Origin of the sequence: Clostridium simiarum (assembly GCF_018919175.1) — a bacterium.
Taxonomy (GTDB): Bacteria; Bacillota; Clostridia; order Clostridiales; family Clostridiaceae; genus Clostridium_L; species Clostridium_L simiarum.
This window is the reverse complement of sequence record NZ_JAHLQL010000001.1, coordinates 305420-330976: the sequence shown is the minus strand read 5'-3', so window position 1 is coordinate 330976 and position 25557 is coordinate 305420. Positions and strand designations below refer to the sequence as shown.

Below are 25557 nucleotides of genomic sequence, written 5' to 3'. Positions count from 1 at the left end.
CTCCGAAGGTAACTTAATATCATAGATCATATAAGATATCCTGGCTGGCACTTCTTCCTCTTGATAGCCTTCCCAGAAAACTTCCGGTGGCATAAATATCATTTGTCCATGCTTACAGTAGCGGGGGCTGCTGCGGATTAAAACCGCATTCCCTTATATAATCTATATTAAATAATACTATCTATTCATAATAAGCTTATCACTAAAAATTATACTTTTCAATGTAAACATCTACCATTATATTTTAACATTAAAAAGCATTTATTATGTCTAATATCCTAAATTTTCTCCTACTATAACTACTGTTATATCTGATGCAGAAGGTTTTCTCTTTATTACAGAGTAAATCCTACATATCCTACTGTCTGAATTACACTCCACGCAATATCCAACTTTTGTACAGGGATTATCTTTATTTAATCTCTTGTTATTTTGAGGACAAGCTATCAATTTCAGCCTTTGAAAAGCGGAATCCAAATTCTCCGTAATCTTATTTATTCCTACTACTAATATAACCTTTTTAGGTCCAAAGGTAATTGCTGCTACCCTGTTACCAGCCCCATCTATATTTACTAACTCTCCATTAATAGTAACTGCATTAGAGCTACTTAAAAACAAATCACTGGTAAGCTCTTTCCTCATAACCTTTAATCTTTCTTCAGAACTTAAATTAGAATCCCCGTGATCTAATATGATGGCATTCTTTTCTTTGGCTAATTCCTGTATTCCTAAAGATTTAATTGTCATTGAACCTCCAAAGGCTACCTCCATTCCAGGTTCTATTTCTTTACCTACGTAATCTCTTGCCTCCTTGGAACTTTTTAAATAAGCAGCCTTAAAGCCATTCTTTTTCAAAGCTTCTATAACCCTAAGTCCAACAGTTTCATTATGCCATAATTTAACATTATCCATATTAATCCTCCTATTTAAATATTAATTTTATAACTCATACATAATATGTAAAGTTTAAATTGTAAATTATGAAAATTTAATAGAAACTAATTTTATTATTAATCTATTAATAAAATTAATAGCAATGTATTAACCTTTAAGTTAATGGAAATACTAAATTTATAAATATTATTGGTGGTGATTATGTGTTTATTACTAGTATTTCTATGTCTTATATATTTTTGATTATAGGAGTAATATCCCTGTTATGCTTTTTATATTTCAAGTTTATAGCCATATCTTCCTCAAAGGGTGACGAGAGAAGTAAGGCAATACTAGGAAACATGAAAAATCCAGAGCTTTGGAGAAACGTTAATAATAAGATGTCTTATGTTTCCTTGTTTTGGACCATAATTTCCTTAGGAGGCTTCATATACCTAAAATTCTTTATGAACTCTACACTTTTAAGCATATTTATTCCTTTTATCTACCTAGCTCTTATAATCATAAGCTCATTAATATTTTCTAGAAAAAATGAAAAGTCTGTATAAAAGCCTGTTTCTAGAATACTTTATAAAATAAGGGCATTCTCTTTTTATTATGAGATGCCCTGTTTTATTTTTCTAATATTATCTAAGGAAGACTGGCATATTTCTTTTAATCAAAAGTTAAAGATGGCTTGCCCCCTTTAACTTTTGAAACTGTTTATGTTAACTTCAATATTTTAATTCTATTCATAGGCTATTTCATATATACTTAAGATATCTTCCCTATATAACTTCTTAAGACTTCCAATTGGAGCTCTCATTGCAGCATTATCTGCTAACTTAGGAAGGTCTTCTTTATTAACACCTATTTCCTTTAAGGTAGTTGGTGCTCCTAAGGACTTATAAAAATCTTTAAGCCTCTCTATGGCCTTAGCCCCTTTCTCTTCTGAAGTTCCTTCAGTAATATTAAATATTTTCTCTGCAAATCTTTCAAACTTTTTAACATCACATTGTTGAACATACTTCATCCAAGCTGGGAATATAATAGCAAGACCAGCTCCATGGGCTATATCATAAAATGCACTTAGGGAATGTTCAATATTATGACTTGCCCAGTCTCCCTTTCTTCCAGTACCATTATATCCATTTAGCGCTAGAGTAGAACACCATGCAAATTCAGCTCTTGACTCATAATTTTCTCTATGCTTTAACAATATTTCAACATGCTTCATCATAGTCCTAATAATTCCTTCAGATAATTCATCCATCATATCTGTATTTTTCGTTCCATCAAAGTATAATTCAAACACATGGCTTAGGGTATCAATAGCCCCATTTACTGTTTGATTATCTGGAAGTGAAAACTGTACTGAAGGATCTACTATTGACACCTTAGGATATAAAAGAGGTGATCCAAAACCCCATTTTTTATCTTCATCCTCATTAGTAATCACTCCACCAGAATTCATCTCTGAACCAGTAGCAGATATAGTTAAAACAGTAAATATAGGTAAGGCCTTTTTAGGTACAGCCTTTCCTTCAAATAGATCCCATACATCTCCCTCATAATAGAATCCTGCTGATGCAGCCTTTGCTGTATCTATTGTGCTTCCTCCACCTATGGCTACTATGGCTTCTACTTCATTCTCTCTCATTAAACCAATAGCTTCTCTTACCTTTGATAAAACCGGATTTGGTTTTATTCCAGATAATTCTACGTATTCAATATTGTTTTCTTTAAGGGATGATATAGCTTCATCATAAACCCCATTTTTAAATATAGATCCTTTACCATATAGAAGTATTACCTTTTTTAATCCTTCCTTAGAAATTTGTTCTCCCAAAGATGATATGGTATTTTTACCAAATATCATTCTTGTAGGGTTACAAAAATTAAAGTTTAACATAATTGTTTCCTCCTCTTTTATATTAATTTAACTCTTCCTCTAGTACTTTAATAAACTCTCTTACTATTCTTGCGGTAAATCCCCATATTATATAGTTTTCATATTGGTAAAAATATTGAGGCATTATTCCACTAGAAAATTTATAATCTTTTCCTCTATTTATTAAGTGAAAAGGAAAACCTTCTGTATTTCTTGGACCAATTTCCATATTAAATTCAATGGGCTTTTCCTTAATAAGGAACTCTAAAGGCACTTTAAAAATATGATCCACTTCATAAGGACTTGGGGTTAAAATCTTCTGACTACTAATCTTCCCTACAAAAGGGTATATTATGCTAGAATAGGGTGTTACAAAATAGTCTATTTCCCCTAAATATTCTATATCTTCTCTTTGAAGGTTTAACTCCTCCATGGTTTCTCTTATGGCAGCTTCTTTTGGCTTCTCCATATTTTCTATTTTACCACCTGGCAGACAAATATCCCCTGGTTGATGTCTAAGTGTTAAAGCTCTAACTTCAAATATTAAATGTGGCTTTCCATCTACATCTTGCAATAAAAGCATTACTGCACTTTTTTTTAAATCTCCCATTATTTTACCTTGTTTTTTATTAAAAATTTGTGCTATATTATCTATAGTCAACCCACCACCTCTGTAACCATTGTATTAACCTTATAATAATGATATACTAATCATGATTTTATTTTTTACTTACTAAGTAATATTATATCATCTGTAATGATATTTTTATACAAAAAACTATAAATGGAGAGATGAAGATTGAAGAAAAAAAATTTAATTAAAAATATTGCTTTGGCTTTGTCCTTATCTATTTTTTCACCTTTAGCTTATGCCAAAGCTGAGCCCGTTAATGTGCCAAAAATTTATGCAAAATCTGCTGTAAGCATAGATATGGATACAATGGAGGTAATCCTTGATTATAATTCTGAAAATAAAATGTATCCTGCAAGTACTACAAAACTTATGACCGGCATACTTTTAGCTGAAAATAAAAATAAAACTGATAACTTATCCTATACTAAAAGCGCTAAAGAACAACCTGAATATTCCTTAAATACTAACGTAAAACCTATATCAATAGGTGAGACAATGAGCGCTGATGATGTTATGAAAGCTCTTTTACTTTTTTCTGCAAATGATGCTTCTTATGTTATAGCTGATAATGTAGGGGAAAATGTAGACAACTTTATTAAAATGATGAATGATAAAGCTAAAGAGTATGGGATGGAAAATACTAATTTTGTAACTCCAAACGGTCTCCACAGCGGAGAACACTACACCACAGCTTTAGATTTGGCCATATTAGGTAAAAAGGCTTATGAAAATTCCTGGGTAAGAGAAACTATGGCTTTAAAAAAGGCTTCCGTAAAGACCTCTGCTGGTACTATAGCTATAATGGATAACAGAAACAAGCTTTTAGAAAAAAACGGTAATATAGGTGGTAAAACCGGATATACCACTCCTGCTGGTAAATGTCTTGTTTCAATTTACGAGAGAGATGGAAGAAGAATTGTTGGAGTAGTTTTAAATTCCATTTTTGATAGTGAAGATTCTGCTGTTTTTAATGACACAGAAAAAATTATAGATGCTAGCTATGCAGCCAAAAAATCTACCCTTATAGGTAAAGATGAAGTGGTTGAAACACTTCCTATAAAATATAAAGTTTTTAGATTTTTTGGTCCTGAAAAAACTATAGATGTACCTTTTACTTCAAGGCAAAACATTGAATACTATGAAAATGATCTAAATAAAAAGTCTATTGATAAAAAAATTGATGTTTCTCTATTAAATCCTTGGAAATTGGACACAAATGTTACCGCTGCAAAGTTAACAGTTACAGAACCTTTAACTTCAAAATCCTACGATTTATATCCTGGAATCTCAAAATCTGACTTAGTGAAGGAAAACTTAGTTCTTTATGTATTAGCAGCAGTAGCTACCTTAGTTATATTAGCCTTAATAACTTTTATAATAGCAGCTATTAAAAGAGCTTCTAGAAAAAAAAGAAGAAAAAGATACTTCTAAAATTAGAAGTATCTTTTTCTTTATATTTTTAGTACCCCTTCTATAAATTCACCATTTTCATAAAATAATTCCCCATCAGCATATATTTTTCCACCATTTCTCATTTCACAAAGCATATCCCAATGTATAGCTGATTTATTCTTACCGCCAGCCTCTGGCATAGAATCCCCTATAGCTAGATGTACAGTTCCTCCAATTTTTTCGTCGAATAATATATTTTTAGTGAACTTCTTTATACCATAATTTGTTCCTATAGCTACTTCTCCAAATACAGAAGCCCCTTCATCAGTTTCAAGCAAGGCTTTTAGAAGCTCTTCACCTTTTTTAGCTTCAGCTTTTGCAACCTTACCCTTTTTTACTTCTAGCCTAATACCTTCTATTTCTTTCCCCATATATATTCCTGGAAAACTAAAGGTTATATACCCTTCTACTCCATCTTCTACAGGAGAGGTAAATATTTCTCCATCAGGAAAATTAGCCTTTCCATCGCAATTTATCCACTTTCTACCTTCAATGTTTACTTTTATGTCTGTACCTTCTGATAGAATATGTAATTGCTTTTTATCATTTAAATATTCTACCCATCTTTGTTGCTTTTTGCTTATTTCTTTCCACTCTTTTACCGGATCTTCTAAGTCTAAAAGTCCTGCACCATATACAAAATCCTCATATTCTCTATAACTCATAGAACCTTCTTGTGCATCTGCATAAGTTGGGTATTGAGTTCCACACCATCTTAAAGATCCATCTCCCATCTTTTCTGAATATATTTTTCTCCAGCTAGCTGCCCCTTTTGAAGATTGTTGTAATTTTTCCGATGGTATATTGGCATTAACCCTATTATTTCTTGTTCCCCATGCAGTTAACCAAACATCTGCTTTTTTAATAGTTTCTCTCATAATAAAGTTTTCTTCTTCTAGTTGCTCTGAAGTGCTATATTTAAGTTTCATTTCACTTACATCTGTAGAAGTAATCATAGTTTCTACATGAGCTCCTGCTAAAACAGCTTCTTTTACTACCTCTACCATCCAAGGAGTACATACTTCATCGCACGTAACAAATACAAAATCCCCTTTTTTTACTTCTGTAGAGTAATTTACTAATAATTTAGCTAGTTTATTTAATCTTTGATCTGTCATAATAAACACCTCTCTATAAAAATTATTTTAATACCTTTTCTTTAAATTGCTTCTTCAAATTTTTCTTTATTAAATCTGTCATCCATATTTACGAAGAATACCCCACTAATTATAATTATACTCCCAATTACTTGCCAAAAGCTTATACTTTCTTCCAATATAAGCGCTGCAGCAACCAAACTTACTATTGGTTGTAAGTTAATATATGTAGTTATTATAGTAGCGCCTAACTCCTTCAAACAAAAAATATATATTATATATCCTGCAACAGAACAAGCTACAGCAAGGTATAATATATTTATAGTAGCTACAACTGATGGTATACTTGGTTTTGATATAAGTAGAGCTGGACTTAAAAAAACAGTCCCCCAAATGGCCTGATAAGTAGTTATAGTTATACTCTTGTATTCCCCTTTATACTTGCTTGTTACCACATTATATATAACCCAACTTATAGCTGCTCCTAGAGCCATAAGATCTCCTAAGGTTCCTGCTGAAAACAAATTCACCTTATCCTTTGCAGCAACTACCATAACTATACCTGCTACACTTAACGCTGCTCCAATGGTTTTAAACACTGTTAATTTTTCTTTAAATATTATCCTTTGGGATAACAAGGTAAACACTGGTATAGAAGATATAAGAATAGATACATTGGATGCAGATGTAAAAGCTACTGAGTAATTTTCGAAAAAGAAGTATAATGATACTCCAAAAAGTCCGCTTAGAGCCATCTTAACCCTATCTTCTTTTATTACCTTTTCTTCTGGATACTTAACCTTCATTATAATATATAATATTACAGAGGCTATTAAAAATCTATAAAATGCCAAAAGGGTAGGTTCAACTTCGTAAACTACTACTTTAATGCTTAAATATGATAAACCCCATATAAGCATCAATATCACTGCTAATATATGAGCTAGACTTTTTCTTTCCATTTAACTCCTCCTTAATTAAATAATGACACTTAATATTATAAATGAAATTTTCAAATAATTCATTATAATATTAATAAATACCTATTAAGAGTAATTGGTGGAAGATTGCAAAAATTTAAAAGTTACCAAAGTATCCTATATTCATGAATACCCTCTTTCCTAACTCAAATATTATAGGCACTTATATTTACTGTAGTAATAATTTTATTTTCTTTTTATAGAAAAAGGCTATCTAAATCAATGATTGGGTAATACTTACTTTAACATAGATAGCTTCTAATAAATATAAATAAATAAAGAAAGGCTTTTACGCACTTTCCTTATTTATGTTTTCAACTATCTCTAATAACTCTAAAATATTATCAATAACATAATCAGGATCATGTTTTTTTAACATATCTAAAGGTAATGAAGTATAGCTTACTGCTGCTGTGTAGCATCCAGCATCTTTTCCACATAATATATCATAAAAACTATCCCCTATCATTATAGCCTCTTTTGTAGCTATTCCTAATAGTTCACAAGCTTTTTCTGCCGGTTCACCCTTTGGCTTATGATTTTCTGTATCCTCAGGCGTTATAATAACATCTATATAATCACCAAGTCCGGTTAAATCTAATCCCCTTAAAGCCATAGGCTTTACTTTAGAAGTTACCACAGCTACAGCTAGTCCTTTTTCTTTAAAAAGTTTAAGAGCTTCCTTCACACCAGAAAACTCCTTGCATAATTTATCATGGTGTAACTTATTATATTCTCTATATATACTTACAACCTCTTCTACATTTTCACTATATCTACATAAAGTTTTAGTGAGAGGTTCTCCAAAAAATGTCTTTATAACCTCATCACTAACATCTGCATTTAATTTTTCATTTAAGGCATATTTAAAAGACTTAAGTATTAATTCATTTGTGTCTATAAGTGTGCCGTCCAAATCAAATAATAAAGCTTTGATCATAAAATTTTCACCTTCTTTTGTTATTATAAACCCTATTATAGCAAATATTTATTTTCTTTGCTATTATTTAAGTTTTTTACTTTGTAATAGCTTTTCTACTATGGCATTTGAGAGAGATATACAAACTCTATACCCTTTTTCTTTAATTCTGGAACCTTATTTTTAATTGCATTAGCTGTTACAACTCCTCCTTCTACTCCTACATGTCCAATTGCAATGGCACTACCTTCTTTAATGGCTAAGTGTGCCGCTTTGTCTAGTTGTTTTTCTATAGAACCTATATCTTTATTGTTATCTATGAAAATGTTTCTTCCATAATATTTTACTCCTAAGCTTTTAGCTGCCTCTTCTGCTTCTCTGCTAGAAGTGGTTTTGCTATCCAAAAAAATCTTATCCTTTTCTTTTAAAACCCCCATTATTATTCCTACTACCCGTTTATCTTTCATTGCTTTGGAACCCATATGATTATTTAGTCCCACTGCACTATTCACCTCATCAAATGCAGCTTCTACCCTGTTTTTTATTTCTTCATCCTTTAAATCTACAGTTATACCCTTAGGCCCTAACCAACTAGATTTTCCTTTCTCTGGCTCCATAGGTAAGTGTACAATAGTCTCAATACCTTTCTCCTTAGCTTTTTCTGAATCTTTTACGCTAGAGCTCATAAAAGGCATAATAGCTGCTGTAAATGGAATTCCTATGTTCATCATCTCTTCAGTCCCTTTACTATCATTACCAAAATCATCTATGACAATAGCAATATATCCATGATGATTTTCATTAAGGGTACCTTTACTCTTTAAATATGCTTTTCCCAAAATAAATAAAGTAACTATTATAATAATTGTGATTATAGATAAAACTATGTGTTTTTTCTTTATAACAACAAACATTTTTACCACCCCCTAATTATATATATTTTACTCTACTTTCATTTATGTTTTATAAATTGTATATATTGATTTTATTCATAATTAAGCTTAGATAAAAATAAGCACCCTGCATAAAGCAAGATGCTTATTTTTTTATTTAATCATTATGCTGCATTATTATTTCTTTTTCTATATTTTTCATTTAAGAATAAGAAAGCTCCAAGTAATGATACTAATGACCCTATAGCTAGTAATTGAGAAGAACCTACCATTGAACCTGTTTTTGGTAAATTACCCTTATTATTGGCATCTGGTGTTATTACTTCATTATTATCTACAGTAACATCTGGCCCAGCAACTAAATGTTCTTCATATTGGAATGAAACATGTTTCATATCTCTTATTATTTTTACCATAGCATCTCTTATAGGTTCTGCAGTATCCACTACATCTATAGCTCCTTCTAAATCATAGTTATCTCCTTTATCGTACATAAAGTCGTTAGTAACTACTTTGTAATATTTATCCATATCTATTGGCGTTCCATCTAATAATCTCATAGATGTAATTCTTTCTCCAGCTTTTGCATCTTTATCATAGTATACTTTTATTCCGTAGAACTGCCCCCATCCAAATCCATCTGGCATTATACCATGCTCTATTACTCTCTTAAGGTCGGAACCTTTAAGTTTCATAGTTACAAGAGTATTATCAAATGGGAACACTTCATACATTTTACCCATAGTTATATTACCTCTTTCTATAGGTGTTCTTATCCCTCCGCCATTAGTAACAGCTATTTCACTACCAGTGACTTCAGCCATAAGCTTAGTGGTAAATTGTCCAAGTACTGATAGTCCTTCATTTCTATCATGAGTTAAATCTGTATCTAAAGTAGCTATCACCTCATCTAAAATTGGTTTTAACTCTTTATCGTATTTATCATACATAGCCTTAACAGCTGGATCTATTGCTAAATCAATTCTCTTATATAATTCATCTACAGAATTTAATGTGGATAGCTTTCCTTCCTTATTAAACACTAAAGATAAATTAGCTAATCCTCTACCATTATAACCACCTTGTATAACTGGTATACCATTTACTACACCACTAACAAACTGATGAGTATGTCCAGATATGATTCCATCCACACCTTTAACATTTTTAGCCAAATCTGCCGCCTCGCCTGTAACTTCTTTTGTTTTAGAGTTTTGAAAAGCTCCTAAGTGAGTAAGTGCTATAACAGCATCTACATTTTCATTATCTCTTAGATATTTAGACCAAGTATTTATACTTTCTACTGGATCTCTAAATTCGAAATCTTTAACTATTTCAGGTTTTGTCTTGTAAGCTGTTTCCGGAGTAGCAATTCCTACGAAGCCTATTCTCTTTCCACCTTTTTCAATAACCTTATAAGGCTTTGCCCATTCTACAGGCTTTCCTGTAGCTTTATCATAAATGTTAGTTGCTAAGAAATCAAAATTTCCTGTTTTAGCCCAACCAGGTATCAATTCATATCCCCAGTCAAACTCATGATTTCCTACAGCGGAAGCCTCTAATCCTATAAGTTTTAAAAACTCTGCTACTGGTTGTCCTTTCTTCAAGTTAGACATAGGACTTCCTTGGAATAAGTCTCCAGCTGCCACTACTATAGTATTTGGATTTATAGCCTTTAATCTATTTATTTCTCCTGCAAGCTTTGCAGCACCAACGTTTTTACCTTCTGATTTTAATGCTCCATGGAAATCATTAAATGATAAAATATCTATAACAGTATTTTCTAACATTAATAAATCCTTAGAGGTAATTGATCTTACATTTGGAGTTCTTCCATCTGCTGATCTTGGTATATTTAATTTTCCATCATTGATTAATTTAACTGCTAACTCTCTATCAGCAGCATCCCAATTATATCCTGTTAGTAACCAATTATTATCACATTCCGGAGTTATAACTCCACCTTTTTCTTCTACTATATATTTTCTTATTAAATCTCTGATTCTTCCGTCATCACCCATGTCTTTAAAAGAATCATATAAAACCTCTACATTTTCTCCTTTAAATAATCCTGTTTGGTCATTTAATAATGTGGTATTAGCCCTATAATCATTTACAGCAAGTCTTATTACATCATTATCACTTACAGGTGTTCCATCCATATAAGTTAAATCTGTTATTCTTTTCCCACTTTCTTTAGATATATCTATTTTATACTTAACTCCTGAGAACATATCATAATTATAATTTCTTACACTTTCATTAAAGGATATAGTTAAGTCTCCTGGCTTAAAAGTATTATAATACTTTGCAGACCATTCCATATACTTCTTTAGTTGAGCACCGTTAACTTTCAATACTCTTAAAGTATTATCGAATTTATATATTGAAGTAGTTCCTGATTTAGTTATTGGACCTTCTTTCATATTAGCATCATCTCTAAATACTGCCGCTGCTGAAACATCAGCTTTTCCATAGAACATTTGAACCTTATTTATAAGATCTATCATAGCTGTAGGTTTAAGTTGTGCTTCTGGTACTTCCTTTATTTCTTCCTTTGGCACTAAGTCTCCACCTTTTAACTCACCAATAGCTGTTCTTGAGTCCTCTATAGCTCTATCATGATAAGGTTTTAATTTAGCTACTAATTCTTCATCTACTGGAGTTGGGTCCTCACCCTTAGGTGCAACGTTAACAACCTTTGATTTTACATCATTTTGTCTATCTGCTATAACATATTTCCCATCTCTTTCAACAACTTTAATATCAATGACTGAAATAGCATTTGCTTGTCTATAAGGTTCTGTTATAATAACATCTCCTTCTCTTTCTCCTTCTATAGTAGAGTGAGCATGTCCTGCTACTACTGCTGCAAGGTCTGGAACAGCTTTTGCAAGTTCTCTAGCAGAATCTCCATTTCCATATTCCTCATCAATTCCTGCGTGAATTAAGCCTATCATAATATCTACTTGACCCCTTAATTCATCAGCTGACTTTTTAGCTTCTTCTACTGGATTTGTTACAGTATACCCCTTAAGGTTTTCTGCATCCCATTTTGTTATGTGTGGAGTTACCATACCTATTATTCCTATCTTCACTCCGCCTTTTTCAACTATAGTGTAAGATTTTGCTAGCGGCTCCTTATCGGTATCCAATACGTTTCCACATAATACATCTCCACTAAACTTAGAAGCTATATTTTTAAGAGTTGGAACACCATAATTAAATTCATGATTTCCAAAATTCCATGCATCATAACCCATTTCATTCATAGCCAATACCATTGGATGAATTCCATCTTTTAAAAATAATGATGCTGAGTTATCTTGTATAGTATCCCCATTATCTACTAATACAAGGTTTGGGTTTTTTGCTCTTAGCTTTTTTACCATTGTAGATAATTGTGCCATACTTCCTTTGTTATCTTCTGAATCTGTAGCATAGTCATAGGGCATAAATCTACCATGCATATCGGAAGTTGCAACAACTTGGATATCCACCTCATCCCCTTCTGCTGCAAATGCAGATAAATCCATCGGTGTAATGAAACTAAAAATCATTACTAAGGCTAATAGGAATGCGGTATATCTTTTTGACTTTAACCTTTTAAACAAAGACCTCTCCTCCTTTTATATGTTCTTCTCTTTCATATAAAAGCGTTTACATTTTTATATGAAAGAGGTTGTATGTATATTATAGAATTACTGCAAATTTTTGTAAATATTATTTATTAATAAATTACATTTAATTTGTTAATATGTTGTTTTCCTTATTTCATTAAAAAAATAAGTGGCATTAAACCACTTATTTTTTATATATAATTATTATGCTGCACTATTATTCTTTTTTCTACGTTTTTCATTAAAGAACATGAAAGCTCCCAATGCTGTAACTAAAGTTCCTGCTACTATAAGCTCACTTTCACCAACTAATGAGCCAGTCTCTGGTAAAGTAGTAACTTTATTGTCTTCCTTTGTCAAGTTTGTATCTACTGTTTCAACTACATCTTCTGTAGTATCAACACCTGCAACTAAATGCTGTTCATATTTATAAGAAACATGTTTCATATCTTTTATTATTTTTACTAAAGCATCTCTTATTGGTTCTCCCGTATCTACTACATCTATAGCTCCACTGAAATCATAGTTATCTCCCTTATCATACATAAAGTCGTTAGTAACTACTGTATAATATTTATCCATATCTATTGGAGTTCCATCTAATAATCTCATAGATGTAATTCTTTCTCCTGCTTTTGCATCTTTGTCATAGTATACTTTTATTCCATAGAATTGACCCCAGCCAAATCCATCTGGCATTATCCCATGCTCTATTACTCTCTTAAGATCTGAACCTTTAAGTTTCATAGTTACAAGAGTATTGTCAAAAGGGAATACTTGATACATATTACCCATAGTTATAGTTCCTTTTTCAATAGGTGCTCTTACGCCACCGCCATTAGTAATTCCTATTTGAGCTCCTGAGGCTTCTGCCATAAGCTTAGTAGTAAATTGCCCAAGTACTGATAATCCTTCATCTCTATCATGAGTTAAATCTGTATCTAAAGTAGCTAGAACTTCTCCTAAAATAGGTTGTAATTCATTCTTGAATTTTTCAACTATTGCTTTAGCTTCTTGATCTTCAGGTAATTCTTTAACTCTTTTATATAATTGATCTACACTGTTATCAACTTTAACTAATTTACCTTCAGCATCAAAATTTAAAACTAATTTTGCAAGACCTCTTCCATTGTTACCTGCTTGTACAACTGGTATGTTATTTACTACACCATCTACAAATTGATGGGAGTGCGCACTTATAACTGCATCTATACCTTTAGCATTTTTAGCTAAATCTGCAGCTTCTCCAGTAATTTCTTTTGTACTAGAGTTTTGATTAGATCCTAAGTGAGTAAGTGCTATAACAGCATCTACATTTTCTTCTCTTCTTATTTTTTCAGCCCAAGTATTTACACTTTCTACTGGATCTTTAAATTCAAATTCACTTACATTTTCTGGTTTAGTCTTATAGGCTGTTTCAGGAGTAGCTATTCCTATAAAAGCTATTTTCTTTCCATCTCTTTCTATTACCTTATAAGGTTTAGCCCACTCTACTGGATTTCCTGTACTCTTATTATATATATTAGTTGCTAAGAAATCGAAATTCCCATCCTTAGCCCATCCTGGTATTAATTTATATCCCCAGTCAAATTCATGGTTTCCTACAGCAGAAACCTCCATGCCAACACTTTTTAAGAACTCAGTTACTGGTTCTCCCTTTTTAAGATTAGATATGGCACTTCCTTGATATAAGTCTCCGCCACTAACTACTATGGTGTTAGGGTTTTCACCCTTTAATCTTCTTATTTCAGCAGCAAGTTTTGCAGCTCCAATATTCTTTCCAGATTCTTCTACAGAACCATGAAAATCATTAAAAGAAAGTATTTGAATTGATTTAGACTTATCTGTAATATCATTCTCTGCAGCAGATACAGATAAGTTTGTAGGGGCAATAACACCCAACGTCATTGCAGCAACTACTAAAATTGTAGTTAACTTTTTTCTAAACAAAGACCTCTCCTCCTTTTGTATACAGTTATTTCGCTTTTAAAGCAACCGTTTACATATATGCTTTTGCCTTTAAAAGCCTTATTTTTATTATAGGCACTTTGTGGCAATTTGTAAACCTTTAATTATAAATTTTACAACAACTTATTATGGTGTATAATAAGTTAAGGTGATGCAAGATGTGTTATGTATATATTCTTAAATGTTCTGACAATACTTTATATACCGGCTGGACAGTGAATTTAGAAAAAAGACTATCTACCCATTCAAAGGGTAAAGGTGCAAAATATACCCGTTGTAGACTTCCCGTGGAGCTTGTGTACTTTGAAAAATATTTGGACAAGGTTTCTGCTCAAAAAAGAGAGTATGAGATAAAGCAATTAACAAGGTTAAAAAAGTTAAATCTTATAGAAAGAGGATATTGAGGGTGTAAATTATATACACTTAACATAGATTTTTACTAAACTCATTATATCTTTCTATGTATTTTATTTAACTCTCATTTCCTAAAATCTCTTCCAAGGAAGGATCTTGATTTTTTATAATAAGCTTTGATAAAATTTGATTCTTCATAATACCCTCTTATTTACTTCCCCTATACTTGAAAACGTAGTATAATTGTTATATTATCTAAATTTATGGTCTGGGGGAATTATTAATGGGAAAATCTACACTAAAGTTAATTTTAGAATTACTCTTTATATTTGTTGGTTCCTTAATTGCTTATGGTTATAGTAGAATCATGGGAAACATATTTATAATAGGATATTTTGCTTCCAAACTATTAGTAAAGAGATATCTTATTTATACTATGATTGCAAATAGGTATTTTAAAAATAATAATTCTGAAAAAGCTATATCTTATTATGAGAAGGCTATAAAAATAATGTCCTGCAAAGCTAGAATAATAATAAGCTACGCTTATATACTTCTCAGAAACGGGGACATAGATAGATCAGTTAAAGTTTTCAATCTTATAGAAGAAAGAAGACTTCCCTTAGAACTTAATGACGAAATGAACCATGGTATGGTATCTTCGTTAATTCAATGGAAAAAGGGTGATCTTAATAAAGCCATTGATACCTTAGAAAATACATATAAAAAATATAAAAATACTACATTGTATGAAAGTTTTGGTTATTTATTAGTTTTAAGTGGTGATTATGATAGAGCTTTACAATTTAATTTAGAAGCCGTAGAATATGATGAAAATAATGATGTTATAATGGATAACTTAGGTGAAACTTATTACCACTTAGGCCAATATGAAAAAGCTTTAGAAATTTATAAAAAACTGTATAGTAAAAATGTAGCCTTTCCTGAAGCCTACTATTATTACGGATTAGTTCTTAAAAAACTTGGTAATTTAGATGAAGCTTTAGATATGTTTAATAAAGCACTAAATTGCAGAGAATCATTTTTAAGTAATTTAAAAAGAGAATCTATAGAAAAAGAAATAGAGCTTTTAAAATAAAGCTCTATTTCTTTTTTATTTTCAAATACAAATTACAATGTTTTCTGTATAGCAAGCTTTGCAATATCAAGAATATTTTGCCCCTCTTTAAAATTTATTAAAAACTCTTCTTTTATGTTTTTTTCTTCATTCAAAGATAACATAAATGTGGTAGAATCTCTTAAATCAATATTTCTATCACTATTTGATATATATTGTATATCCATATATTTATTTTCTTTTATTATATTCTTTAACTTATCTATATGATCTTCAATTATGGATCTACTAGGCTGTCTAACTAATTTCTTTTCTATAGAAGATCTTAATGCCAATATGACAAGATGAGTGATTTTTTCATTTAATATTCCCTCATTATCTTCAATAGACTTTAAAACATATCTTAAAGACTTATTTATTTGATTCATATAAATTTTAACATCCTCTTTACCTAATGTAAAAGCTAATATACTAATCAATGTACTTTCCAATCTTTTGGTGTGATTTTCTTCTTTTTTATTACAAAAGGCTCCATCTGCTAATTGATTTTTGGCGATTATTCTTAATAGATTTTCTCTATCATAAATTATAGCTTTTTTAGCTTTTTCCTTATCCATCCCCTCTTCTACCATCTTTTCTCTTATATCTACTTTATAAAAAAAGCTTGGGGAATCTAAGAAATATCCTTCAGATATATTTTCCATGGCCTCTTCTGATATTTGTATAGGAATAATATTGCTTATTGCCATTCCTAAAACTGGTTCTTCCATCTCTTCTAGCATAACAAAAGAAGTTTCTTTGCTTATTATTCCATAATCTTTAGAAAGTTCTATTACTTTCTTTCTCATGGATTCCCTTACTTCTCCTCTTTCCCCTCTCATTTTTTCTGTAAGAGATTCTATTCTTTTTCTTGCCCATACTTTTTCAATAAGGTCCGCATTTACATCTAAATCTAATTTGTCTAAATCAATGGTTTTTATATAATCTTCTTGCCCTACTTTTCCCTTTATAGTAACTTTTCCACCAATTTCTCCACTGACCTTGGCAAATATAGAAATGGGTTCCCTATCATATAAATAATCTATAGTTCTAGGATAAGTTCTTTGAACTTTCATGGCACCCCAATCAATAGAAATAACATCTACCTGTGGATTTGTTATCCTATTAAACTGTCTTAAAACCATATCATCAATTCTTTCTCCAGCATATATAAACTCAGGTCTTCCATACCCTATCTCTGCCATCTTATTTATAAAATAACTATTTACTGCAGTATCTACACCGAAGGGGAATATTCTATTATCATTTATATGTTCTTTTACATAATCTATTATCTCATCTTCCTCTTCTACCATATCATCAGTAAATAGTAATATTGTACTATTTCCTTCTCTATTTTTCTCTTGAAGAGCATATTTTAAGGTTTCAAAAACATTTGCCCCAGGTTCTACTTTAAGATCATCTATCCACTCTGAAGCCTTTTCTAAGTTTTCGTCGTTGTAAGGTACCTTGCCCTCTTTAGAAAAAACTTTAACTTCTTCACTAAAAGCTATAATATTAAAATTATCTCCCTCATCAAGGTTCCTTAGACATAGATGAACTGCATTTTTAGCTTCTTCAAGCTGGTCACCTTCCATGGAGTCAGATATATCTATTAAAAAATCATAGTTTTGTGTTTGATGACCTTCCTCATAATCAAGTTTAGGATAAAGCCTAAGATATAATACCCCTTCCTCTTCATCTAAATTGTTATAATTATATATCATACCACTATACTCTTCATTTTTAGTTTCTTTCATCATTAGTACAAAATCCTTATGAAGCATTTGTCCTTCTTTAAAGCTAACTTTGCATAGGGTATCATCTTCTCTATGAACATGTATTCCATGAGTAGGTGAGTATATATCTAGTTTGTTGAAAGATTCCACTAAAAGATTCAGGCTTAATTTATACTCAGGTTTTGCTTTGTTTACCTCCTCTTCCTCCATGGATTGTGGAGCTATTATACTTGGAATCATTAATTTAAAACTACTATCTTCATATAATAATTGATCCATATAAGTTATATTTATCTTAACAGTTTCATTAGGTAGTATACTTCCTATAGATATTGTAAAAATATTATCTTCATCTTGATCTATACTTATTATATTTATTCCACTTTCTAATGCATTTTCATATATTTTATAGGAATCTTCCTTATCTTCTACTATAGCCCTTAAGGACTTTCCTCCTAATATAGCTTCAAAACCAGTTAATACAGCTGTATCAGGCAAAGGGAATATGTAGACTGCATCTATATTGTTTTCTGCCTTATTTTCATATACCTGTGCCATAGAAAACTCAACAAATTCACCACATATGTTTCCATTTATACTTACTTTTTTTAATTGTACTTCATTTTCAGAAAACCTTTTGTCTCTTAAACCATACTTACTCAAGGTTTTTCTCTCCTTTCTAAATATCCTAATAAATTTAAAGGATATGATATATTCCTATTATACTACGAAAATTTATAATTTTGCTCTAGTTTTTAAACATTTTTTCTAATATTGAGAATATTCTTTAATGGATTTAATATTTTCTATATTTTTTCTTTTCAATTAAAGCCCTATTTATTTGCAATACATGATAAAGTATATTTGAGTACAAAAGCGAGGTGTATAAATGAAACTTTTAAGAGAACTTATGATAATTTTGTCAATTTACTTTATAGGAGAAATTATCCATAACCTATTTAAACTACCTGTGCCTGGAAATATCATAGCCATGATTATATTATTGCTTTCTTTGGTCTTTAATATTATTAAATTAGAACAAATTAATAAAGTTAGTAAGTTTTTTTTAGACCATCTAGCCTTCTTTTTTATACCTGCTGGTGTTGGTCTTATAACTTCAATGGATTTGCTTAAAGATAACTTCCACAAAATATTATTTATATGTTTTATAACCACGATTATTGTAATGTTAGTTTCAGCTAAGATTACACAACTACTTATATATAAAAAGGAAAAGAGAGGTGCAAAAATTGACTGAAGTAATTAATTCCCCTTTATTTGGTATTTTAATATCTCTAGTGTGTTTTGAAATAAGTACTATTTTATATAGCAAATTTAAATTTCCTTTATTAAATCCATTGCTTATAAGTGTACTTATAATAATCTTTATTTTAACAATCTTTAATGTTAATTTTGAACAGTATAATTTAGGCGGACATTTTATCTCCTTTTTCCTAGGACCTGCAACTGTAGTTTTAGCAGTACCCTTGTATAATAAGTTGGATTTATTAAAATCTAATCTATTGCCTTTATTAGGTGGTATATTTGTAGGAAGCATAGTTGGTATATTTTCCATAATAATTCTATCAAAAGTTGTAAACTTAGATTTAGATATAATTAAATCTTTAGCTCCTAAATCTGTAACAGTACCTATAGGGGTAGAAATATCAAAAACTCTAGGGGGTATCCCTTCCCTTACAGTGTTTTCAATAATAGTAACAGGAATACTAGGATCTATAATAGGACCCTTCATATTTAAGATTTTCAAAATTGAAGATAGCCTATCAAAAGGCGTAGCTTTAGGAACTTCCTCCCATGCCTTAGGTACAGCTAAAGCCTTTGAACTAGGTGAAACTGAGGGGGCTATAAGTAGTATCTGTATAGGAGTTGCAGGAATTATGACCGTATTCCTTGTCCCTTTAATATACAATATATGTAGTAAAATTTTAGGTATATAAAATAAGAAGGTTGATGCCTATATATTCATTAGAAACCTAAATAAAAAAAGACGCATAGCGTCTTTTTTATTTAGGTTTCTATTTTTCATAAACTACTTTTCCATCAATTATTGTATATAGACAGTTTGTCATAGACTCTAGTGGATTACCATCAAAAATAGCTATATCTGCATCTTTTCCTACTTCAATACTTCCTACTCTATCTGAAATTCCTGATATTTCTGCAGCGCTAATAGTTATAGCTTTTAATGCATCTTCAAAGCTTAGACCTTCCTTAGTAGCTAATCCAGCACATAATGGAAGATATTGTTCCTCTATAACTGGATGATCTGTCATTATGGCTACCTTAATCCCTTCTCTTCTTAAAACTGCTGGAGTTGAAAAAGACTTGTTTCCAAGTTCTATTTTAGAATTAAAGCTCATTGTTGGTCCTACAATAGCTGGAAATCCTGATTCTTTTATATAATCTGATATAAGATGACCTTCAGTGCAATGATCTAAAGTCATTAATAGATCAAACTCTTTTGCTATTCTTATAGCTGTTAATATGTCATCTGCTCTATGCGCATGAGCTTTTAATGGTATCTTTTTCTCAATTACAGGTAATAATGCTTCCATTTTAAAATTAAGTTCAAAGAACTCACCTTTTTCTTTAGCATTATCTTTCTTTGCTTTATAATTTTTAGCCTCAATTAATGTTTGTCTTAATAAAGCTGCTGTAGCCATTCTAGTACTTGGCATTTTATTTTTATTATTATATACCCTCTTTGGATTTTCTCCAAAGGCTATCTTCATTGCAGCAGGCTCTTTAATTATCATATCATCAATAGCTCTTCCATGGGTTTTAATAGCAACAAAAGTTCCTCCCATAACATTTGCACTTCCAGGGCCTGTCATTACAGAGGTTATTCCTCCTTTTACTGCTTTTTGAAAGGCTTCATCATTAGGATTTATAGCATCTAAAGCTCTCAATTGAGGAGTTATAGGATCTGTCATTTCATTTATATCGCTACCTTCAAACCCCATATTTGCTTCCATACCTCCAATATGACAGTGAGCATCTATTATTCCAGGCAATACCCAAGCACCTTTTACATCTATAACTTTTTCTTCTGAATGACCCTGAATATTTTCTCCAACCTTTTTTATTTTACCATCTTCAATTAATATACATCCTTTTTCATATATTTCTCCAGCCATAGTGTATATTTTACCATTTTTTATTAACATATAATCACCCATCCCTAAAATTTATATTATATAATATATTTCTATAAATTCTGGCTTTTTCCTTCGAATTTACAATGAAAGTCAGGCTATTCTGTACTGCAATTATAAATTATTGTATAGATTTAATTTATCTACATTTCATTAAGCTTCCATATAAAGAAATTTAGCACCCCAGCAAAAGTAACCCAAATAATATAAGGTATCATTAAGTATGCCGCAGTTTTATCTATTTTATAAAATCTTATTGTGGTAATTACAATAGCTATCCATAGAATACATAATTCTATAAAAGCTAATCCGTAAAGTCTACAATTAAAGAATATAAAGGGCCATAAAAAATTTAAAACAAGCTGTATAGCATAGGCTAAAAGTGCCCTTTTTACAGGTACTCCATCTTTACCATAAAGATAAATCCTATAAGCTGCAATTCCCATTAATACATATAGCACCGTCCAAACTATAGGGAATATAAATCCCGGTGGAGAAAACTTTGGTTTTATCAACTCTCCATAAACCTTTGAGCTATTTGATGTAAACATTCCTACCACAGTTCCTAATCCTAGAGAGATTAATAAGCTTATTATAAGGGCCCCTATGTCAAACTTTTCATTTACTTTTAAGATATTTTTCATAAAAATCCTCCCTTTAGGGTTCATTTATAATATTTTATGCGAAAATATCTAAATCTATAACTTATTAATTATCTTGGTACAAAGTTATGTCTTTGAAGCCACAATAAAACATCTTCCATAACCTCTTCTCTATTAATTTCATTTAAAATTTCATGTCTTGCTCCTTCATAAATTTTAGAATCCAAATCCTGTACCCCTAAATCTCTGTACAAATTAATTAAGTTTTTTATTCCTTCTCCATAATCTCCCACTGGATCTTCTCCTCCTGAAATTATAAAAATAGGAACGTCACTTGGAGTTCTTTGAACATTTTCATCTTTATGAATATCTTTTAATCCCTTTAAAAAATAATAATAATATGAAGTAGTAAATACAGCTCCACAATATGGATCATTTATGTATTTATCTACTTCCTCATTATCTCTAGTTAACCAATCGAATTCCGTTCTAGTTGGCTCAAAATGCTTATTAAAACTTCCAAATGAAAGCTTATTCATAAGGTCACTCTTTTCTTTAGGTCCTTGTCTTTTCATCTCCATTTTAGCCAACCCTTTACCTAAAGACACTATGGTCTTTGGTTTGCCGTTGCTTCCGCAAAGAATAAGTCCACTAAGCTCCTCTGAATATATCTGAAGATATCTTTGAGATAGAAAAGAACCCATGCTATGTCCAAATAAAACTACAGGCTTTCCTGGATTTTCTTTTTTGATTATCTCTGTTAGTTCATGCATATCAGTTATCATATCATAAAATCCATCATCTTCAGATATATATCCTAAGTCTTCTAAATTACCTGCAGTTAATCCATGTCCTCTATGATCATTTGCATATACAGTATATCCTCTTTCAACTAGCTTTTCTGCTAATCTTTCATATCTTAATGCAGTTTCTGCCATTCCATGTGCAATTTGAATTATTACTTTTGAATCTGACGAATCCGCTTCCCATTTATAAGTACTAATTTCTTTACCTTTAAAATCTTTAAAAACAAATCTACTTCTTTTCATAATACCCCTCCCTTGATATACTTTTATAAATTAATCATAACATGGTATTTTTTTTAATCAACACTATTTTTAATCAGAACCTTCTATTATAATAAAGTAAGTACAATAAATTAGAGGCGGTGAACCTATGAATATTTTAATTGCTGAAGATGAGCAGGATATAAGGGACTTAATAGAGCTTCATCTTATTAAAGAGGGATATAATGTATTTAAAGCTGAAAATGGATTAGAAGCTTTAGACATATTTAAAAATAATCCTATTGACCTTGCTATACTTGATGTAATGATGCCTAAATTAGATGGTTTCTCACTTTTAAAAAATATTAGAGAAAATAGTGAAATACCTGTAATATTTTTAACTGCAAGAGATGAGGATACAGACAAAGTATTAGGTCTTGGTCTTGGTGCTGATGATTACATGACAAAACCCTTTAGCCCACTAGAACTTATCGCAAGAATTCAAGCTCAACTAAGGAGGTATTATAAATACTCTGGGAAAAAAGCAAGAAGCACCTTTACTCTAGGGGATTTAGTTTTAGATAAAGAAAGCTGCACTGTTTATAAAAATGACATTTTATTAGATCTCAATGCAAAGGAATATAAAATTTTAGAGCTTTTAATGGAGAACCCAGGAAGAGTTTATACTAAAAAACAATTATATGAACTAGTTTGGCAAGATTCCTACTACGGAGATGATAATACTATAATGGTTCATATAAGTCATATAAGAGATAAAATTGAAGATAATCAACGATCCCCCAAATATTTAAAGACCATAAGAGGCATAGGCTACAAACTTGAAAAGGTATGATATTTATGAAAAATAGGCAATGTCCACATAAAGAGAATAAAAAAAAGTTAGCCAATCTATTATTAAGAAATTACATATTATTATATCTTATAATGACAGGGATACTATTTCTATCATTAATAATCGCCTCCATTATAGGAGTAGCTCTTTATGTTAATCTTCAAAACTCTGTTTTAGATGAACCTCATGCTATAATGAGAGATGACTATCGCCATATAGACGGAGAAGAGATTGAAAAATTAGGAGGTTACTTGGAGGTTCTTAATAAAGATGGAGAAGTTATCTACAGAAAGGGGAATCCTCCTATTAAAATAGAAAAGTATACCCCTGAAGAATTTAATAAAATCATATATAATTCTGCAGAATTTTCCTTTACACATGAAAGTAGCAAGGAATATCTCTCATCTAACTACGTTTATAGAACAGTTTATAATAAAGAAAAAGATTTCCTAGTTGTAATTGCAATACCTAAAGATGCTGCTAAAAATATAATGAGAACCCATAGAAAGTTATCTCCTAAATATTTTATACTCCTTGCAACTTCTATTGGTCTTTTTATCCTCCTACTAGGGTTTATTATATATTCTAGAATATCTTCTAAAAACTTTGTTAGACCTCTAAAATTATTAATAGAGGGCGCAAGAAAAATATCAAAGGGAGATTATTCTGCTAGAATTTATTTGAAATCTGAAAATGAATTTGGTGAATTAAGAGATGTATTTAATGATATGGCTGAAAAACTAGAAAAAGAAAAAAGGTTGAAAGAAAAATCTGAAGAACTAAGAAGAAGGCTGATATTAGATATATCTCATGACTTAAAAAACCCCCTTTCTACAGTATTGGGCTACTCGGATTATTTAATTAAAACTAACGATTTAACTAAAGATGAAACTATAAAATACCTCAATGTAATAAATCAAAATAGCCTTAGAGCAAATAATCTTCTAACAGAGCTATTTGAATTCTCTAAACTTCAAAGTGCTAATTTCAAGTTAAAAAAGGAAAACTTAGATATTTGTGAATTTTTAAGAGAATTAATTGCTTCCTATATACCTAAAATGGAAGAAAAGGAATTTCAATATGATTTTGAAATTCCAGAAGAAGCTATATTTATAAATTTTGATAAAAACCATTTAGATAGAGCTTTAAGTAATTTAATAATGAATTCAATAAAATATAACCCTGAAGGCACCTATATATATATAAGCACCTTTATGGATAATAACGATTTTACCATAGTTATAGAGGATGATGGTATAGGTATTCCAGAGAATATTCAAAAGGATATTTTTGATCCCTTTGTAAGAGTAGATACCTCGCGAAACTCCAAAAGTGGAGGTACAGGATTAGGATTGGCTATTTCTAAGAGCCTTATTGAAATGCATAACGGGGAAATATATTTGGAAAGCAGCCTAGGAAAAGGCACCAAATTCGTTATAGTTTTAAGAAAATTTTCTATACCTTAACTTTAAAGAAGAAATTTCACTATGATTATTGAGGTCTTTAAATTCAATATAAAAAGCTTTTGAAGGTATTAATCTTCAAAAGCTTTTTATATTTATTTATGTTCATGATTGTTTATATGCTTCATACAATATTCATAATATCCATTACATTTAGAACAATATCTAAATTCCATATTAGGATCATCTTTTTCTGTCACTCCACAAATAACACATTTGTGGATGTAGTCCTTATAGGGTATTTCCGACTTAAATTTTCTTCTCCTATTATACACCTTTTGTCTTCTAACACCATTAGTAACTATATCTCTACCAAAGAATATAAAGTAATTTATTACAGCTACCACTGCGGCTATTTTATAAGACCAAAGTGGTTGACTTACTACTCCATATATTATAATAAACCAGTTAACATAAGCAATATACTTAACTTTTACCGGTATTACAAAGAATAGCAGTATCTCATAATCAGGATATATCCTGGCAAAGGCTAAAAACAGTGAAAGATTTATATATGTGGCATTAGCAGGTCCTCCTATTATAAAAGAAGAAATAATAGTAGCTAACATACCAAATAAATAGTATATATTAAGTTTAAAGCTACCCCATTCCTGTTCTAATCCTCTTCCTGCTAAATAATAAAAATATAATGTTATAATTATCCAAAAAGGTGACATAGTTGGAGGAATAAATATAAAAGTTAAAAGTCTCCAAACCTCTCCTTTTAAAACCAAATCTGGTATCAATGTGAGTTTAAATAATACAGTATTACTCTTATCAAAAATAATAAGTAGATATACAAAAAAGTTTAACAAAACCACATACATCATCAGATTAGGTATAGAGTATTTTCCAAACTTTCTTTCTAACTTATCTAGCCAGTTCACCTTAACGCCTCCCAATAAATTATAAAGGCATG

22 protein-coding genes, 1 pseudogene and 1 riboswitch are annotated in these 25557 nt (G+C 30.6%); of the genes and pseudogenes, 8 read left to right on the top strand and 15 right to left on the bottom strand.

The genetic code is table 11. The features are described 5' to 3' along the window. Positions 1 to 13 precede the first annotated feature (13 nt). A riboswitch (cobalamin riboswitch) is annotated at positions 14 to 194 on the bottom strand. A gap of 76 nt (positions 195 to 270) precedes the next feature. Then, complete coding sequence (locus KQI89_RS01505) at positions 271 to 912, bottom strand: lactate utilization protein (RefSeq protein WP_216455633.1); 642 nt, start codon at positions 910 to 912, stop codon at positions 271 to 273. Between the two features lie 185 nt (positions 913 to 1097). Between KQI89_RS01505 and KQI89_RS01500 the strand changes: the two genes are divergently transcribed. Further along, the gene (locus KQI89_RS01500; RefSeq protein ID WP_032121406.1) at positions 1098 to 1442 is read left to right on the top strand and encodes a hypothetical protein; all 345 of its coding nucleotides are present in this window, start codon (positions 1098 to 1100) and stop codon (positions 1440 to 1442) included. A gap of 179 nt (positions 1443 to 1621) precedes the next feature. Here KQI89_RS01500 and KQI89_RS01495 read toward each other — a convergent pair whose 3' ends face one another. Beyond that, complete coding sequence (locus KQI89_RS01495) at positions 1622 to 2785, bottom strand: iron-containing alcohol dehydrogenase (protein ID WP_216455632.1); 1164 nt, start codon at positions 2783 to 2785, stop codon at positions 1622 to 1624. Between the two features lie 22 nt (positions 2786 to 2807). Further along, positions 2808 to 3425: an NUDIX hydrolase gene (locus KQI89_RS01490; protein ID WP_246582929.1), complete on the bottom strand. Its 618-nt coding sequence runs from the start codon at positions 3423 to 3425 to the stop codon at positions 2808 to 2810. 138 nt (positions 3426 to 3563) lie between these two features. On the opposite strand from KQI89_RS01490, the gene KQI89_RS01485 reads away from it, so the two are divergent. Continuing rightward, entirely contained in the window at positions 3564 to 4829 is a 1266-nt protein-coding gene (locus KQI89_RS01485) for a D-alanyl-D-alanine carboxypeptidase family protein (protein ID WP_216455631.1), read from the top strand. Between the two features lie 20 nt (positions 4830 to 4849). Here KQI89_RS01485 and KQI89_RS01480 read toward each other — a convergent pair whose 3' ends face one another. The 7 genes and pseudogenes from KQI89_RS01480 to KQI89_RS18115 form a co-directional block, all read right to left on the bottom strand. Then, positions 4850 to 5968, bottom strand: a complete 1119-nt coding sequence (locus KQI89_RS01480) for an aminopeptidase (RefSeq protein ID WP_216455630.1) — start codon at positions 5966 to 5968, stop codon at positions 4850 to 4852. A gap of 41 nt (positions 5969 to 6009) precedes the next feature. Beyond that, positions 6010 to 6909 (bottom strand): DMT family transporter, encoded by a 900-nt coding sequence (locus tag KQI89_RS01475; RefSeq protein ID WP_216455629.1) that lies wholly within the window; start codon positions 6907 to 6909, stop codon positions 6010 to 6012. A gap of 307 nt (positions 6910 to 7216) precedes the next feature. Continuing rightward, complete coding sequence (gene ppaX, locus KQI89_RS01470) at positions 7217 to 7867, bottom strand: pyrophosphatase PpaX (RefSeq protein ID WP_216455628.1); 651 nt, start codon at positions 7865 to 7867, stop codon at positions 7217 to 7219. Positions 7868 to 7965: 98 nt separating this feature from the next. Continuing rightward, positions 7966 to 8760: a divergent polysaccharide deacetylase family protein gene (locus KQI89_RS01465; protein WP_216455627.1), complete on the bottom strand. Its 795-nt coding sequence runs from the start codon at positions 8758 to 8760 to the stop codon at positions 7966 to 7968. 143 nt (positions 8761 to 8903) lie between these two features. Continuing rightward, the gene (locus tag KQI89_RS01460) at positions 8904 to 12353 is read right to left on the bottom strand and encodes a 5'-nucleotidase C-terminal domain-containing protein (protein ID WP_216455626.1); all 3450 of its coding nucleotides are present in this window, start codon (positions 12351 to 12353) and stop codon (positions 8904 to 8906) included. 210 nt (positions 12354 to 12563) lie between these two features. Further along, positions 12564 to 13328 (bottom strand): LPXTG cell wall anchor domain-containing protein, encoded by a 765-nt coding sequence (locus KQI89_RS18120; RefSeq protein ID WP_425514070.1) that lies wholly within the window; start codon positions 13326 to 13328, stop codon positions 12564 to 12566. 69 nt (positions 13329 to 13397) lie between these two features. Continuing rightward, positions 13398 to 14216 (bottom strand): annotated as a pseudogene (locus tag KQI89_RS18115) (metallophosphoesterase); the annotation flags it as partial. A gap of 269 nt (positions 14217 to 14485) precedes the next feature. Between KQI89_RS18115 and KQI89_RS01450 the strand changes: the two are divergent. Together KQI89_RS01450 and KQI89_RS01445 are read left to right on the top strand one after the other, a co-directional pair. Then, the gene (locus KQI89_RS01450; protein WP_216455624.1) at positions 14486 to 14731 is read left to right on the top strand and encodes a GIY-YIG nuclease family protein; all 246 of its coding nucleotides are present in this window, start codon (positions 14486 to 14488) and stop codon (positions 14729 to 14731) included. A 233-nt stretch (positions 14732 to 14964) separates the two neighbouring features. Continuing rightward, positions 14965 to 15780, top strand: a complete 816-nt coding sequence (locus KQI89_RS01445; RefSeq protein ID WP_216455623.1) for a tetratricopeptide repeat protein — start codon at positions 14965 to 14967, stop codon at positions 15778 to 15780. Positions 15781 to 15812: 32 nt separating this feature from the next. Here the strand turns inward: KQI89_RS01445 and KQI89_RS01440 are convergent, their stop codons facing one another. Beyond that, positions 15813 to 18200, bottom strand: a complete 2388-nt coding sequence (locus KQI89_RS01440; RefSeq protein ID WP_216455622.1) for a VIT domain-containing protein — start codon at positions 18198 to 18200, stop codon at positions 15813 to 15815. Positions 18201 to 18426: 226 nt separating this feature from the next. On the opposite strand from KQI89_RS01440, the gene KQI89_RS01435 reads away from it, so the two are divergent. Together KQI89_RS01435 and KQI89_RS01430 are read left to right on the top strand one after the other, a co-directional pair. Further along, entirely contained in the window at positions 18427 to 18795 is a 369-nt protein-coding gene (locus tag KQI89_RS01435) for a CidA/LrgA family protein (protein ID WP_032121396.1), read from the top strand. Further along, a complete protein-coding gene (locus KQI89_RS01430; protein WP_216455621.1) occupies positions 18788 to 19495 on the top strand; it encodes an LrgB family protein in 708 nt (235 codons plus the stop codon). The genes KQI89_RS01435 and KQI89_RS01430 overlap by 8 nt, the downstream gene beginning before the upstream one ends. A 78-nt stretch (positions 19496 to 19573) precedes the next feature. Here KQI89_RS01430 and KQI89_RS01425 read toward each other — a convergent pair whose 3' ends face one another. The 3 genes from KQI89_RS01425 to KQI89_RS01415 form a co-directional block, all read right to left on the bottom strand. Then, positions 19574 to 20725, bottom strand: coding sequence for an amidohydrolase (locus tag KQI89_RS01425; protein ID WP_216455620.1), 1152 nt, complete (start codon positions 20723 to 20725; stop codon positions 19574 to 19576). Positions 20726 to 20856: 131 nt separating this feature from the next. After that, the gene (locus KQI89_RS01420) at positions 20857 to 21357 is read right to left on the bottom strand and encodes a TspO/MBR family protein (RefSeq protein ID WP_216455619.1); all 501 of its coding nucleotides are present in this window, start codon (positions 21355 to 21357) and stop codon (positions 20857 to 20859) included. A 68-nt stretch (positions 21358 to 21425) separates the two neighbouring features. Beyond that, a complete protein-coding gene (locus KQI89_RS01415) occupies positions 21426 to 22364 on the bottom strand; it encodes an alpha/beta hydrolase (RefSeq protein WP_216455618.1) in 939 nt (312 codons plus the stop codon). A 127-nt stretch (positions 22365 to 22491) separates the two neighbouring features. Between KQI89_RS01415 and KQI89_RS01410 the strand changes: the two genes are divergently transcribed. Beyond that, positions 22492 to 23175 carry a response regulator transcription factor gene (locus tag KQI89_RS01410; protein ID WP_216455617.1) on the top strand — a complete coding sequence of 228 codons (684 nt, stop codon included), beginning with the start codon at positions 22492 to 22494 and terminating at the stop codon, positions 23173 to 23175. 5 nt (positions 23176 to 23180) lie between these two features. Then, positions 23181 to 24641: a HAMP domain-containing sensor histidine kinase gene (locus tag KQI89_RS01405; RefSeq protein WP_216455616.1), complete on the top strand. Its 1461-nt coding sequence runs from the start codon at positions 23181 to 23183 to the stop codon at positions 24639 to 24641. A 92-nt stretch (positions 24642 to 24733) separates the two neighbouring features. Here the strand turns inward: KQI89_RS01405 and KQI89_RS01400 are convergent, their stop codons facing one another. Next, positions 24734 to 25525 carry a rhomboid family intramembrane serine protease gene (locus tag KQI89_RS01400; RefSeq protein ID WP_032121390.1) on the bottom strand — a complete coding sequence of 264 codons (792 nt, stop codon included), beginning with the start codon at positions 25523 to 25525 and terminating at the stop codon, positions 24734 to 24736. Positions 25526 to 25557: the final 32 nt, after the last annotated feature.

Bases quoted from the DNA above. Each gene is read 5' to 3' on its own strand.
- KQI89_RS01435 (WP_032121396.1), top strand. From the start codon at position 18,427: ATGAAACTTTTAAGAGAACTTATGATAATTTTGTCAATTTACTTTATA.
- KQI89_RS01495 (WP_216455632.1), bottom strand. From the start codon at position 2,785: ATGTTAAACTTTAATTTTTGTAACCCTACAAGAATGATATTTGGTAAA.
- ppaX (WP_216455628.1), bottom strand. From the start codon at position 7,867: ATGATCAAAGCTTTATTATTTGATTTGGACGGCACACTTATAGACACA.
- KQI89_RS01415 (WP_216455618.1), bottom strand. From the start codon at position 22,364: ATGAAAAGAAGTAGATTTGTTTTTAAAGATTTTAAAGGTAAAGAAATT.
- KQI89_RS01420 (WP_216455619.1), bottom strand. From the start codon at position 21,357: ATGAAAAATATCTTAAAAGTAAATGAAAAGTTTGACATAGGGGCCCTT.
- KQI89_RS01445 (WP_216455623.1), top strand. From the start codon at position 14,965: ATGGGAAAATCTACACTAAAGTTAATTTTAGAATTACTCTTTATATTT.
- KQI89_RS01475 (WP_216455629.1), bottom strand. From the start codon at position 6,909: ATGGAAAGAAAAAGTCTAGCTCATATATTAGCAGTGATATTGATGCTT.
- KQI89_RS01480 (WP_216455630.1), bottom strand. From the start codon at position 5,968: ATGACAGATCAAAGATTAAATAAACTAGCTAAATTATTAGTAAATTAC.
- KQI89_RS01465 (WP_216455627.1), bottom strand. From the start codon at position 8,760: ATGTTTGTTGTTATAAAGAAAAAACACATAGTTTTATCTATAATCACA.
- KQI89_RS01410 (WP_216455617.1), top strand. From the start codon at position 22,492: ATGAATATTTTAATTGCTGAAGATGAGCAGGATATAAGGGACTTAATA.
- KQI89_RS01425 (WP_216455620.1), bottom strand. From the start codon at position 20,725: ATGTTAATAAAAAATGGTAAAATATACACTATGGCTGGAGAAATATAT.
- KQI89_RS01505 (WP_216455633.1), bottom strand. From the start codon at position 912: ATGGATAATGTTAAATTATGGCATAATGAAACTGTTGGACTTAGGGTT.
- KQI89_RS01450 (WP_216455624.1), top strand. From the start codon at position 14,486: ATGTGTTATGTATATATTCTTAAATGTTCTGACAATACTTTATATACC.
- KQI89_RS01405 (WP_216455616.1), top strand. From the start codon at position 23,181: ATGAAAAATAGGCAATGTCCACATAAAGAGAATAAAAAAAAGTTAGCC.